The sequence below is a fragment of the Amycolatopsis jiangsuensis genome (genome assembly GCF_014204865.1).
Lineage (GTDB): Bacteria > Actinomycetota > Actinomycetes > Mycobacteriales > Pseudonocardiaceae > Amycolatopsis > Amycolatopsis jiangsuensis.
The window spans coordinates 433,827-446,833 of record NZ_JACHMG010000001.1; the positions used below are offsets into that span (position 1 = coordinate 433,827).

10 protein-coding genes are annotated in these 13,007 nt (G+C 72.4%); 6 read left to right on the top strand and 4 right to left on the bottom strand.

Going from position 1 to position 13,007, the window contains the following annotated elements; genetic code table 11:
* Nucleotide 1: 1 nt before the first annotated feature.
* The 4 genes from BJY18_RS01835 (at nt 2) to BJY18_RS37675 (ending at nt 5,637) form a co-directional block, all read left to right on the top strand.
* Nucleotides 2–1,576 (top strand): succinic semialdehyde dehydrogenase, encoded by a 1,575-nt coding sequence (locus tag BJY18_RS01835; protein ID WP_184777106.1) that lies wholly within the window; start codon nt 2–4, stop codon nt 1,574–1,576.
* 168 nt (nt 1,577–1,744) lie between these two features.
* Nucleotides 1,745–2,968: an MFS transporter gene (locus BJY18_RS01840; protein WP_184777108.1), complete on the top strand. Its 1,224-nt coding sequence runs from the start codon at nt 1,745–1,747 to the stop codon at nt 2,966–2,968.
* Between the two features lie 201 nt (nt 2,969–3,169).
* Entirely contained in the window at nt 3,170–4,495 is a 1,326-nt protein-coding gene (locus BJY18_RS37670) for a TfuA-like protein (protein WP_184777110.1), read from the top strand.
* Nucleotides 4,492–5,637 carry a YcaO-like family protein gene (locus BJY18_RS37675; RefSeq protein WP_184777112.1) on the top strand — a complete coding sequence of 382 codons (1,146 nt, stop codon included), beginning with the start codon at nt 4,492–4,494 and terminating at the stop codon, nt 5,635–5,637. Before BJY18_RS37670 ends, BJY18_RS37675 begins: the two co-directional genes overlap by 4 nt.
* 42 nt (nt 5,638–5,679) lie before the next feature.
* Here the strand turns inward: BJY18_RS37675 and BJY18_RS01855 are convergent, their stop codons facing one another.
* Together BJY18_RS01855 and BJY18_RS01860 are read right to left on the bottom strand one after the other, a co-directional pair.
* Nucleotides 5,680–8,922 (bottom strand): AfsR/SARP family transcriptional regulator, encoded by a 3,243-nt coding sequence (locus BJY18_RS01855; protein ID WP_184777114.1) that lies wholly within the window; start codon nt 8,920–8,922, stop codon nt 5,680–5,682.
* 42 nt (nt 8,923–8,964) lie between these two features.
* On the bottom strand, nt 8,965–10,005 hold the full coding sequence (locus BJY18_RS01860) for an amidohydrolase family protein (RefSeq protein WP_184777116.1): 1,041 nt from the start codon (nt 10,003–10,005) through the stop codon (nt 8,965–8,967).
* Between the two features lie 468 nt (nt 10,006–10,473).
* Between BJY18_RS01860 and BJY18_RS01865 the strand changes: the two genes are divergently transcribed.
* Entirely contained in the window at nt 10,474–10,962 is a 489-nt protein-coding gene (locus BJY18_RS01865; RefSeq protein WP_184777118.1) for a beta-class carbonic anhydrase, read from the top strand.
* Here the strand turns inward: BJY18_RS01865 and BJY18_RS01870 are convergent.
* Entirely contained in the window at nt 10,955–11,263 is a 309-nt protein-coding gene (locus tag BJY18_RS01870) for a hypothetical protein (protein ID WP_184777120.1), read from the bottom strand. The two genes, BJY18_RS01865 and BJY18_RS01870, sit on opposite strands and share 8 nt — an antisense overlap.
* Nucleotides 11,264–11,364: 101 nt before the next feature.
* On the opposite strand from BJY18_RS01870, the gene BJY18_RS01875 reads away from it, so the two are divergent.
* Nucleotides 11,365–12,372, top strand: coding sequence for a YncE family protein (locus BJY18_RS01875; RefSeq protein ID WP_184777122.1), 1,008 nt, complete (start codon nt 11,365–11,367; stop codon nt 12,370–12,372).
* A gap of 48 nt (nt 12,373–12,420) precedes the next feature.
* Here the strand turns inward: BJY18_RS01875 and BJY18_RS01880 are convergent, their stop codons facing one another.
* Entirely contained in the window at nt 12,421–12,843 is a 423-nt protein-coding gene (locus tag BJY18_RS01880; protein WP_184777124.1) for a hypothetical protein, read from the bottom strand.
* Nucleotides 12,844–13,007 lie beyond the last annotated feature (164 nt).

Below are 13,007 nucleotides of genomic sequence, written 5' to 3' on the forward strand. Positions count from 1 at the left end.
CATGACCCTCGCCCCGCCCGCCCTCACCCGCCCCGCCTCGGTGACCGGGCCGTTCCTGCGGCAGCTGGTCGCCCGGGTGCCCGGATCGTCGGGCGAGACCTGGAAACTCACCGAGGTCTACACCGGCGATGTGCTCACCGAGCTGCCGCAGTCCACGCCGGAAGACATCGAGCAGGCGTTCGCGACCGCGCGCGCGGCGCAGCGGAAGTGGGCGGCCACCCCGCTGAAACAGCGGCTCGCGGTGTTCAAGCGGGCGCACGCGCTCTTCGTCGGCAACGCGCGCACGGTCGCCGACCTCATCCAGGTCGAAAGCGGCAAGAACCGGCGGATGGCGATCGAGGAGAGCTGTGACCCGCCGATGGTGATGAGCCACTACCTGAAGCGCGCCGCCGCACTGCTGGCACCGAGGAAACGCGGCGGGCCGGTGCCACTGCTGACCTCGTCGACCGAAATCCGGCTGCCCAAGGGCGTCGTCGGCGTCATCGCGCCGTGGAATTTTCCGTTCGCCACCGGGATTTCGGACGCGATCCCGGCGTTGATGGCGGGCAACGCGGTCGTGCTGAAGCCGGACAACAAGACCGCGCTCTCGCCGCTCTACGGCATAGCGCTGCTGGAGGAAGCGGGTCTGCCGGAGGGACTGTTCCAGGTGGTCTGCGGGGAGGGGCCGGCTGTCGGCCCGCCGGTCATCGACCGCGCGGACTACGTGATGTTCACCGGTTCGACCGCCACCGGCCGGGCGATCGGGGAACAGGCCGGACGCAACCTCATCGGCTGCTGCCTCGAACTCGGCGGCAAGAACCCGATGCTCGTCCTGGAGGACGCCGACCTCGAAGAGGCCACGTCCGGGGCGATCTTCGGCGCGTTCGGCAACACCGGCCAGATCTGCATGCACGTCGAACGGATCTACCTGCCGCAGTCGCGGTACGAGGAGTTCAAGAACGCGTTCGTGGCCAAGGCACGGGCGCTCGACGTCCGGGCCGCCTACGACTTCGGCCCGGAGATGGGCTCGCTCGTCTCGGTGGAGCATCTGGGCCGCGTCCAGTCGCACGTCGAGGACGCCGTGGCCAAGGGAGCCACCGTGGTGTGCGGCGGGAAACCCCGTCCCGACCTCGGTCCGGCGTTCTTCGAACCGACGGTGCTGGAGGGCGTCACCCAGGACATGCTGTGCGGGGTCACCGAAACCTTCGGCCCGGTCGTCGCGCTGTACCCGTATCGCACGGTCGACGAAGCGATCGGACTCGCCAACGACACCGACTACGGCCTGAACGCCTCGGTCTGGTCCCGCGACGCCGCGGCCGCGCGGGCAGTGGCGGCACGCATCGAGTCCGGCAACGTCAACATCAACGACATCCTGGCGACCGCGTTCGCCGCCAAGGGCACGCCGTCCGGCGGGGTGAAGAACTCCGGCGTCGGCGCCCGGCACGGCGATCAGGGGCTGCTGAAGTACACCGACGTGCAGAACGTGGCGGTGCTCAAGAAGCAGGTGATGAGCCCGCGCCCGGGGCAGGCCTACGAAAAGTACGTCGAGGGGATGCTTTCCGGACTGAAGATGATGCGCAGGTTGCGCATCCGGTAGCGGTGAGCTTGCTCTCTCCGGCGCCTCGTCCGAGGTGCCCGGCGCCGGGCCCGGCCCGGTGAACCGCATGGTCAGCGGCACGGTGGCGCTGACCGATGCACCAGTGCATTGTTCCGCCTGCCGCCGGGTATTGGACGCATAACTTGCGGCTGCTTACGATCTGCCCACGTGACAGATACGAGCACGCAGACTGCGGCCTTGCCGCACCTCCGTGGCACGTCCGGCTTCCGGCGCATCACGCTGGCGCTGTTCGCCTCCGGGCTGGCGACCTTCACCACGCTCTACTGCGTGCAGGCGCTGCTGCCCGCGCTGAGCACCGATTTCGGCCTCAGCCCGGCGCAGGCCAGTCTCGCCGTCTCTCTCGGCACCGCGGGCCTGGCGGTCGGGGTCATCCCGCTGACCGCGCTGTCGGGCGTGGTCGGGCGCACGCCGGTGATGACGGCTTCGCTCTTCACCGCCGCAGTGCTCGGGGTGGCGCAGGCAGTGAGCCCGTCGTTCACGGTGCTGCTCGTCTTGCGCGCCTTGCAGGGGCTCGCGCTCGCCGGATTGCAGGCGACCGCGATGTCGTACTTGTCCGAGGAGATCGACCGTCGTTCGCTCGGGACCGCGATGGGGCTGTACATCGCCGGAAACGGGATCGGGGGACTGGCCGGCCGGGTCATCGCCAGCCTGGTGCTGGACGTCTCGAACTGGCGGTGGGCACTCGCCGTCGTCGGCGTCGTGGCGCTGGGATGTGCGGTGGTGTTCCGCGTGAGCATCGTGCCGTCGGTGTTCTTCGAGCCGAGCCCGCCGCGGGTACGGCACCTGGCCACGTCGATCGGACGGGCGTTCACCGACTCCGGGCTCGTCCGGCTTTTCGCCTGCGGCTTCCTGCTGATGGGCTGCTTCGTGACCGTCTACAACTACCTGGGCTTCCGGCTGCTGGCACCGCCGTTCTCGCTGTCGCCGGTGCTCGTCGGCCTGGTCTTCGTGGTCTACCTGGCCGGCTCGGCCTCCTCGACGGTCGCGGGCCGGCTCGTGGACACCCTCGGCCGGCCCCGGATGCTGCCGGTCACCGTGGCGATCACGCTGGCCGGGCTCGCGTTGATGCTGGCGGACAATCTCGTCCTCGTCGTGGCCGGGCTGGTCGTGACCACCGCAGGCTTCTTCGCCGCGCATTCGGTCGCCAGCGGCTGGGTCGGCCCGCGGGCGGCGACGCTGGGCGTGCAGGGCCCGGCGGTCTACCTGTTCTGCTACTACCTCGGGTCCAGCGTGGGCGGCTCGGTGGGCGGGCTCGCCTACAGCGCGGACGGCTGGCGCGGGGTTTCGCTCTACGCCGGCGCCTTCGTGCTCGCGGTCCTCGTCCTGGCCACCAGCCTGCGCAAACTCGCCCCCGCGAAGCCGCGCCTGTAGTAGGCTCGCCCCCGACGCACGTGATCTTGCGGTCGACGAGGGAGAATCGATGGACGACGTGATCGAGCAGATCAACAGCGCCCGGCGCGACGTGGTGGCGGCCGAGCTGTTCGACCCGTGGTCGGAGGTCGTCGTGATCCTCGGCGGCCGGGAGTTCAACTGATCGACGCCGATCGGCGGACCGGAGCGGCCGCCGCGGCCGTGCACGTCTTCCTGGGCCCCACCCTGTCGGGCCCGCAAGCGTTGAGCTGCCTGCCCGAGGCGGTGCTGCACCCGCCGGTGGCACACGGCGACCTGCTGCGCCACCGCTTCACCCGCGGTGACATGGTGGTGCTGGTCGACGGCTACTACCACCACAGTGCCTCGGTGCGGCACAAGGAAATCCTCGCGTTGCTGCAGGCCGGTGTGCAGGTGGTGGGCTGCGCCAGTATGGGCGCGATCCGCGCCGCCGAACTGCATCCGTACGGGATGCTCGGCCGCGGCGTGGTTTTCGAGCAGTACCGCGACGGTGTGCTCGAGGGCGACGACGAGGTCGCCGTGATGCACGGCGAAGCGCCGGAGTACCGCAAGCTCACTGTGGCGCTGGTCGCCGTCCGGCACGCGGCCGAGGCTGCCCGCCGGGCCGGGGTGTTTTCCGCGGCAGCCGCGCGGTCCGTGGTCGAGGGCGCGGAAAGCTGCCACTACACCGAGCGCACCTGGCAGGCACTGGAAGCCGGAAACGAGGATGTCGCCCGGCTGCGCGCCTTCCTGGCCCGCGATGCCCGCGCAGCCGACGTCAAGGCGGCGGACACCCTCGACACCCTCACCGCGATCGCCCGCGGCGAGCTGCCGCCCGCCGATCCGGGCCGCTGGGCGGAGAACGACGACTGGCGCAACCGGTTCATCACCGAATGGCAGACCGACTTCGCGGTCGAACCGGTCGAGGGCACCGACGTGTCGGTGGGTGCCACGATCCGCTACCAGCAGCTCCATCTCGACGATTTCCCGGTGCGGTGGCGGCGGTACGTGCTGGGCCACCTGGCCGGACCGGGCCCGGCGGACGAGCTGCCCGCCCGCGCGCTGCGGATCGCGGCGCGCCACGGGCTGACCCCGGAGACCCTGACCGCCGGGCAGCTCGGGCACTGGCTCACCCCGGACGAGGTGGCGGCGCTGCCCCGCGAGGAGGCGCTGCTGCGGCTGCTCACCCGGTCCTACCAGCCGCAGTGCCCGGTCAGCGACCTCGCCAGGGCCGAACCCGGCGTGGCCGCCGACCCGGTGGCCCGGCGGGCGGTGGCCGAGGCGGAGGTCGTGAACGCCGAGGTCGCGTCGTGGGCCAGCGGCCAGCACGTCGGCCAGCTCAAGCCCGCTGTGCTGACCGGACACCTCGCGACGGTGTGGGGCGTGCCCCCAGACGACGCCCCCACGCTGCTGGCGGCGGCCAGGGACCGGGGATTCGGTTCGCTGGGCGATGCCGTCGAGGCGGTGCGGCCGTTCTTCCTGCGGAGCAGGTTTCTGACCGGGCGGGCCGGGCGGGGTGTGCGGTCGTGACGGCTGGTGCGGCGAAGGTGTTCTTCGCGGGTACGCATCGGGTGCGGCGGCCGGAGGAGACGTGGGCTGTGGTGGAGCCGGTGCTGGCTCGTTACGGCGTGACCCGCGTCGCCGACGTCACCGGGCTCGACATTCTGGGCGTGCCGGTGATGATGGCGGTCCGCCCGCTGGCCCGTAGCCTCACCGTTTCCCAGGGGAAGGGCCAGACCGCTGTGCTGGCGCGGATTTCCGCCGCGATGGAGTCCATCGAGCTGTGGCACGCGGAGAACGTGCCGAACCCGCTCAGCCACCGCGCGACGCCGGCCGCGGAGCTCGGGCTGCCCTACGCCGTCGCCGGAGTCGTCACCGGGCCCGGCTCACTCGTCACCGAGCAGACCCCGCTCGACTGGGTGGCCGGGATCGACACCGGAAACGGCCGGGCGGTCCCGGTGCCGTGGCCGCTGGTCGGCCTGCCGCCGCCGGTACGGCCGTGGACACCGCCCGGTTTCCTCTGGAGCAGCAACGGCCTGGCCTCCGGCAACACCCGGGCGGAAGCGGCACTGCACGCGATCTACGAGATCATCGAACGCGACTCCCTCAGCCGGATCCCGCGTGGCGCCCCGTGGTCCTACGTCGATCCCGGCTCGCTCACCGACGACGTGTGCGCCCCGCTGATCGAGCGCGTGCGGGCGGCGGGCGCGACGGTGACGATCACGACGGTCGAGGGCCGGTTCGGCGTCCCGTGCTTCGCCGCTCGCGTGTGGAGCCCGGACTTTCCGGTCGCCTGCGGAGGATGGGGCACGCACCTGGACCCGCACGTCGCCCTGTCCCGTGCGCTGACCGAGGCGGTGCAGAGCAGGCTGACCGGCATCGCGGGCAGCCGCGACGACCTGCCGGCGGTGTACCAGCGGGTGCGCCTGTCCACCGAGAACCTCGTCGAGCCGGACGCCCCCACGCTGTCCTGGGCCGAGTACGAGCCATCCGGACCGGGCGCCTTCGACGACGTCGACACGGAGCTGGCGTGGCTGTCGGCACAGGTGCGGGAGGTCGCCGGTACCGGGCCGCTGCTGGTGGATCTCAGTACCACCGACGAATTCGCCGTGGTGAAGGTGACGATCCCGAGGACGTTGTTCGACGCCGAGTATCTGCACACCGGCCAATGACCCCGCCCCCGAAAGCCCCCTGCACGGGCCCGTGAACGGCGATCAAGCCGCGTCGCGCGGCGGAACCCGCGCCACGACCTTGCGCAGCATGGGATCCGCCTCGGCGCGTACGGCATCGACCACGGCGGCTGCCCGCTTCTGCTGGTCCGCGGCCGAGGCGGTGTCGCCGGCTGCGCGGTGCGCCGCGGCCGCGGCGCGCTGGGCACGAGCGCGATCGAGCCGGTAGCCGTACTCTTCCGCCAGCGCCTCCGCGAGACCGGCGTGGGTGCTCGCACCCGCCGGATCACCCTGGGCCAGCAGGACAGCGGACAGTTCGGCATGCGCCCGGCCGCGATCCCGGGGCAGGGCCTCGGCCAGCCCCCGCGTCGCGATCGCGGCGGCCTCGGACAGCTCGCCGGAGCGGCGATGGCCGGCCGCGAGACCACGGTCGATCGCCGGAGCCCAGTACGCCGCACCACCGCTGAGCGCCTGCGCCTGCGTGAAGTGCCGCATCGCGGCGTAGAGGTCGTCCCCGGCCAGCGCGGCGTCGCCAAGGACGACGTGGGAACCGATGACCAGCCACACCGTTTCGGCCGCCTGGGCCCAGGCCAGGGTCCGGCCGCCGAGATCACGGGCGAGCACCGGAAGCCCTGCCTCCACACAGGTTTCCGCCAGGTTGCGCACGATTTCGGTGACACCCGGGGAAAACTGCAGCTGCGCCCACCCGTCGAGCGCTTCGCCGAAGGCATACGCCGCGGAACGCAGCCGTCCCGCCCACAGGTCCCGGAAGGCGAACGCGCCGGCGCATCGCAGCTGCAGGTGCGGCAGCCCTTGCCGGCGGGCCAGCTCCTGCGCCTGTTCCAGGTTCGCCGAGGCCTCGCGCACCCGGCCGAGGTGGATCCGGGTCATCCCGAGATCGAACAGCGTGGTGCTGCGCCCCGCGGTGTCCCCGCCCAGCCGCAGCGACTGTTCCAAGTGGACGATCGACTCGTCGAGCCTGCCGAGTTCACCGTAGATCGAACCGAGCCCGGTGTGTGCCCGCGCCTCACCGACGGGATCGCCGGACTCCCGGAACAGCCGCGCCGCCTCGAGCATATGCGTTTCGGACTCGCTGTACCGGGCGTGGTGGAACTGCATGCGGCTGAGGGCGCGGTGGATGGCGGCCTGCCCGGGGCGGTCGCCGGCGTGCTGGGCCGCGGTGAGCGCGGCGGTGAACGCGGACTGCCAGAGCGAATCCTGCCGGCTGCGCTGCAGGTAGGGGAGCAGGGCGTAGGCGAGTTCCCAGACCGCCACCCCGGCCGGACGCGCGCACACGAGGGCGACCAGGTTTTCCGCCTCGGTCTCCAGCCAGTCCAGCGCCGCGGCGGCGTCCGGCCACGGCGGCGGCCCGTCCGGCGCGGCACCGAGCAGATGCGCGTCCGGGTAGAGCAGCCGGCAGGCCGTGTAGGTCCGCTGCCGGTACCAGCCGGCCAGCCGTGCCGGCGCGGCCTCCCGCTCGCCGGCCGGATCCTGGTCCCGGGCCCGCTCCGCGGCGAACTCCTTGATCAGATCGTGGAAGTGGAACCGGCCGGGCGCGCCGGCGCCGATCAGGTTCGTCGCGGCCAGCCGGTCGAGCATGCGGTGCGCGGCGGCCGGTTCGGTGCCGGTCACCGCGGCCGCGGCGAGGTCGTCGAAGTCCGGACCGGGGATCGCGCTCAGTGTCCGGAAGAACTGCGAAAGGGCGGGTTTCACGGTGCTGTAGGAGACATCGAAGGCGAGCCGCACGGCGGCCTGGTCGTCGCCCTCGATCTCCATCGCGTCGAGCTTGGCGCCGGGCCGCAGCCGGGCCACGTACTCGGCGATGGACCGGCTTGCCGCGCCGGCCAGATTGGTCGAGGCGATCCGCAGCCCCAGCGGCAGATAGCCGCACGCCGCGGCGAACGCGCCGGCCGCGCCGGGTTCCGCGGCGACCCGCTCGGCCCCGACGATGTTGCCCACCATCGCCCGGGCCTCCTGCGCGGACACGACCCCGACCGGCAGCCGCCGCGCGCCGTCCAGGGCGACCAGGCCGCGCAGTTCGTCCCGGCTCGTGATCAGCACCGCGCAGGACGGATCGGACGGCAGCAGCGGGCGGACGTGCTCGGGGCTCGCCGCGTTGTCCAGGACCATCAGCACGCGCCGCCCGCTCAGCAGGGACCGCAGCAGTGCGCTCTGCTCGTCGATCTCGTGCGGGATGCGTTCGGCGGCGATGCCGAGCGCACGCAGGAACCGGGCGAGCGCGTCGGTCGCCGCCAGCGGCGGACTGGTCGAATAGCCGCGCAGGTTGACGTGCAGCACGCCGTCCGGGAACTCGCCCCGTAGCTCGTGCCCGGCGTGCGTGGCCAGCGCGGTCTTGCCCACCCCGGGCGGCCCGGCGAGCACCACCACCGGCACCGCCAGCCGGTTGCGGCCCGGCCGGGTGACCAGCTCCCGGATCGCGGCCAGCAGTCCGGTGCGGCCGACGAAGTCGGCGACGTCGGCGGGCAGCTGGAACGGCGCGGTCCAGCCCGCGGCCTTCCCGGACGCGTCCGTGCCGCCGTCGTTGAGCAGGATCTCCTGATGCAGCCGGCGCAGTGCCTCGCCGGGGTCGAGGCCCAGCTCGTCGCGCAGCAGCACGGTGACCCGGCGGTACACCGCCAGCGCGTCGGCCTGCCTGCCGGACCGGTCCAGCGCGAGCATCAGCTGAGCCCAGAACCGTTCCCGCAGGCGGTTCTCCTCGGTGAGGGTGTGCAGCGTACCGATCACCTCGGCGTGCCGGCCCAGCTCCAGCTCCAGGTCCACCAGCCGTTCCCAGGCCCGCAGCCGCTCCTCGGCCAGCCGGGTGGCCTCCTGTGCCTGGATCAGCTCGGACGGGACGTCGGCCAGCGGGGTACCCCGCCAGAGCGCCAGCGCGGCGCGCAGCTCGGTGGCTTCGGCCGCCGGGTCGGCCGCCGCACGGGCCCGCTCCGCCGCGCCGACCCGGGCGTGGAACCGGCCGAGGTCCAGCATGTCCGGGGTGATCGCGAGCAGGTACCCCGGCGGCTGGGTGCGGATCAGCACCCCGGCTTCGCCCAGCACGTTGCGCAACCGCATCACGTAGGCCTGGGCCGCGTTCCGGGCGCCCCGCGGCGGCTCGCCGTTCCACAACCGGTCGATCAGCTCCTCGACCGACACCACGTGGTTCGCGCCCAGCAGCAGGGTGGCGAGCGCGATGCGGGTCTTGGCCGAGCCCAGCGGGGCCGGGGCGCCGCCGACGACCGCGGACAGCGGCCCGAGCACGCCGAATCCGGGAGTCCGGGTACCGGTCACCCACTCACCTCCCACCTGCTCGAGCCGGACGTGCCGGTGCGCTCAGCGGATCACCCGGCCACCGAGGATGATCCTCTTCGGGTGGGCCAGTACGCCAGGGGAGGAGGTCGGGTCTGCCTCATAGACCACCAGGTCTGCCGGTGCGCCGTCGGCCAGGCCCGGTTCGCCCAGCCACGCGCGTGCCGTCCAGGCCGCCGCGCCGACCGCGGCTTCGGCCGGCAGCCCGGCCTCGGCCAGCCAGCCGACCTCGGTCGCGATGTTGCCGTAGGGCGGGCAATCGGTGCCGGCCAGCACGGTGACCCCGGCCTCGTAGGCGGCCCGGACGATGGCCGGCATGCCTTCCCAGCCCTCGAGCACCCAGTCGCGCAGCGGGCCCGGCGCGCGCTCGCGGGCCCGGCCGGCGATTCCCGCGAACGTGGTGAACGTGGGGACCAGCGCCATGCCCTGCGCCGCCATCCGGTCGAGCAGCGTGACGTCGAAGTGCATCCCGTGTTCGATGCTGTCCGCGCCCGCGAGCACCGCGTGGCGGCCGCCCTCGGCGGTCTGGCAGTGCACCGCGACCCGGCCGCCGATCTCGTGCACCGCCGCCACCGCCGCGGTGAGCGCACCGAGCGAGGTGGACGCCTCACCGGGCTCCCAGTCGCCGATGATCTTGCACCAGCCCGAGCCGGCTTTGGTCTCTTCGACCGCGGCCTCGGCCAGCTGGTGCTCGCCGACCTCCCGTCCGTAACCCGGGTAGAAGCAGCCCTCCGGCGCCAGCCACCGCCCGGCCGAGCGGATCCGCGGCAATGCCAGATCCTGCTCGGCCCAGGCGGGAATCCGGACTGTCGAGCCCGGCACCCGGACCAGCAGCACGCCGGCGTCGCGGTGGTCTTCGAGGTGGCGGCGCAGCTTCGCGTCGTCGAAGGGATCCGACGGTCCTTCCGAACCCGGATGCGTGTGCATGTCGACCAGGCCGGGCAGGATCCAGCCGCCGTCGGACACGAGTTCGGTGCAGTCGCCTTCGCGCAGCCGGTCGCCGTCCACCACGAAGGTGCGGACCGCGCGGTCGGGCAAGGTGATCCCGCGAACCCCGAAAACCACAGCTGAGCACCCCGTTCCTCGCTGGTGTCCGCCCCCTTGCCCGTCCGGACCCTACCGGACGGGCACGCCCGCGGGAGGGGCGTTGACGAGGCGATCTGCCTGCTGTCATCGAGCTGTCATCGGCCCCCGGTAAACCTGGGTGTACCGCTCGCGAGGGGCTCGGTCCCCGCCCGGGGCGGGCACGGCACGTCTTGGGGGTCGTGCCGTACCCGTGGCTGCTGCGGCCCGGCTGTGTCAGCGCGGACGCGGCCGGATCGCCCCGCGTCGCGAGCGCAGTGGCGGGTGAGGATGAGGCGAGGCGTCCATCCTCACCCCGCCACCGGGGGCCCTTCACTGTCCGAAGTGGACGGAGCGCTCCCTCGGCGTCGCATTGTTCGGCGTGGGCTTCCAGGTCATGAGAACGGTTGCGCATACGTGCATGGGGCGGTCCACTCGGGACCTCGCACATCGTTCCGGGAGGTTTTCGCCATGTCGGTCACCGATGGACTGCTCGAGAACAACGCCGGGTACGCGGCGGAGTTCTCCGGGCCGCTGCCGTTGCCACCCGCCAAGCACGTCGCCGTGCTCGCCTGCATGGACGCCCGGCTCAACGTGTACGGCGCGCTCGGCCTCGGGGAAGGGGAGGCGCACGTCATCCGCAACGCGGGAGGTGTGGTCACCGAGGACGCGATCCGTTCGCTGGCGATCAGCCAGCGGTTGCTCGGTACCGAGGAGATCGTCCTGATCCACCACACCGACTGCGGCATGCTGACCTTCACCGACGACGAGTTCAAGAAGTCGATCCAGGAGGACGTCGGCGTGAAGCCCGCCTGGGCGGCCGAGGCGTTCGGGGACCTGGAGGCCGACGTCCGCCAGTCGATCGCCCGGATCCGGACGAGCCCGTTCCTGCCGCGGAAGGACTCGGTCCGCGGCTTCGTCTTCGACGTCGCCACCGGCAAGCTGAACGAGGTCAGCTGACGCGGCCGGCGCCGTCGGCGGTCACGACCTGCAGGTGGCACTGGCTGCCGGGGACCTGCGCCCGGGCCTCGGTGATCGCGGTGCGGACGGCGGCACGATCGGCCCGGCAGCCGGTGAGGTCGAGCACCACCACACCCCCGCACAGGTCGAACGCCTCGGCGAGTTCCATGGCCACGAGCCGGGCATCCGATGCGGTCAACACTCCCGTGGCGGCGATGGTGATCGTGCCGTCCGCGACCAGCATGTGCGTTTTCGTCTCCGGTGCCGTCCGGACCGGAAGGCGCGCTTGCAGTGTGCTCATCGTCGCCTCTCGTCTCCGCTGACTGTCTGCAGTGGGTTCCCTCATTACGGGCCCCTTACACGTGCGGCAGTGGTGACGCTGCGCAACTACCGTGCTGGAGTATGCGACGAGCAGCCGTCCTGGCCTCGACCCTGCTGCTGGCCACAGCGTGCAGCACACCGTCTCCGCCACCCGCGCCATCCGCTCCACCCAAGCTCCCGCCTGCGGCCGAACCGGCGCAGTCCCCGCCGGTGACCGCCGCCCCGGCCGGACGGGTGGTTCCGGTCGGCGCCGGCGCGGAGGGCGTCGTCGCGGACGAGGCCACCCACCGGGTCGCGGTCGGTGTCCGGGACCCGGACGTGCTCGCCCTGCTCGATTCCACGACCGGCGAAGTCGCCGCACGAGTGCCGCTGCCCGGGCATCTGCGGCACCTGCAGCTGGCCGCGCCGGGCGGCCCGGTCCTGGTGCCGGACGAGAACTCGAACCGGTTGCTGACCGTCGACCTGCCGTCCGGACGCGTCGCCGGAAGCGTGCCGACGGGTGCCTCACCGCACGACGCCACCCGTGCTGCCAACGGCCGGATGTTCGCCGCCAACGAGTTCGGCCGCAGTGTCGCCGTCACCGAACAGGGCAAGGTGATCCACACCTTCACCGATGTGACACAGCCGGCCGGGCTCGCGGCCGCCGGAAATCTCGTCGGCCTCGTCGACGTCCGCCAGAACGACCTGTCCGTCTACGACGCGGGCACGCTCACCCGCACCGCCCGGCTTCCCGCCGGCGCCGGCCCGACCCACGTCGCGGTCGACCGCCGCGGCGACTTCGCGGTCGTCGACACGCGGGGCAGCGCGATCCGCCTGTTCGACCCGGTGGCCCCCGCGCACCTGCTCGCGGAGCTGGATCTGCCCGGAACGCCGTACGGAGTGGCCTACGACGGGAAGCGTGACCGCCTGTGGGTCACGCTGACGGCCAAAAACCAGCTCGTCGGCATCGACCTGAGTGGTGCCACGCCCCGGGTGGTCACCACGATCCCGACCGTACGGCAGCCGAACACGGTCGCCGTCGACCCCGAAACCGGAACGCGCTATGTCACCGGCACCGCGGACGGCGTGGTCGAAATCATTACCGGATAACGGGTTCCGCTCGACGGACCACAGTGGACCCGAGGCGTTTGCGCGGGTTCAGGCGTCGTGGGGCGCAAGTTCCCCGGCGAACGCACCGTGCACGCGGAGGAACTGCTGCACGGTGAGCTCCGGCATCTCTCCGGGGCGGGGCGAAACCAGACGGAGCGCGGCCCACTCGGTCCAGCACACGTGTGCCTCGGCCACGCTCAGCCCGGCCGATTCGGCGACCTCGCGCGCACCCGCGCCGCCGAGCACCGCTTCGTGCATCAACGCCGGAGTGGTGCGCTGTTCCCACCTGCGTACGGAGGCCATCGCGGAGAGCCGGCGCAGCGGCGAAGTCACCGTCGCCTGGGCCGGGATCCGAACCGCAGCATGCTCGGCCGCGCTCCCCAGCGTGTCCCCGGTACGGCCGTCGGCCGGGATTCCCTCGGCCGGATCCGCCGTGCCGGAGGCATTCGATCCGGTGATCAAGCTCGTCATGTGACTACCTCCCCGGAACCCGGGCTGTCCTCTCCACCGCGACCGCCCTCCGATCGTGGTGCCCGCCCCGGCTACCCGCCCGGCCCCGGCCGAAACCCGCCCGTGGACCGGCAACGTGCTCGCTGCACGACGATGTGGCGAAGCCCGGCATCCCAGTGGCCGAG

Bases quoted from the DNA above. Each gene is read 5' to 3' on its own strand.
- BJY18_RS01865 (WP_184777118.1), top strand. From the start codon at position 10,474: ATGTCGGTCACCGATGGACTGCTCGAGAACAACGCCGGGTACGCGGCG.
- BJY18_RS01835 (WP_184777106.1), top strand. From the start codon at position 2: ATGACCCTCGCCCCGCCCGCCCTCACCCGCCCCGCCTCGGTGACCGGG.
- BJY18_RS01875 (WP_184777122.1), top strand. From the start codon at position 11,365: ATGCGACGAGCAGCCGTCCTGGCCTCGACCCTGCTGCTGGCCACAGCG.
- BJY18_RS01880 (WP_184777124.1), bottom strand. From the start codon at position 12,843: ATGACGAGCTTGATCACCGGATCGAATGCCTCCGGCACGGCGGATCCG.
- BJY18_RS01870 (WP_184777120.1), bottom strand. From the start codon at position 11,263: ATGAGCACACTGCAAGCGCGCCTTCCGGTCCGGACGGCACCGGAGACG.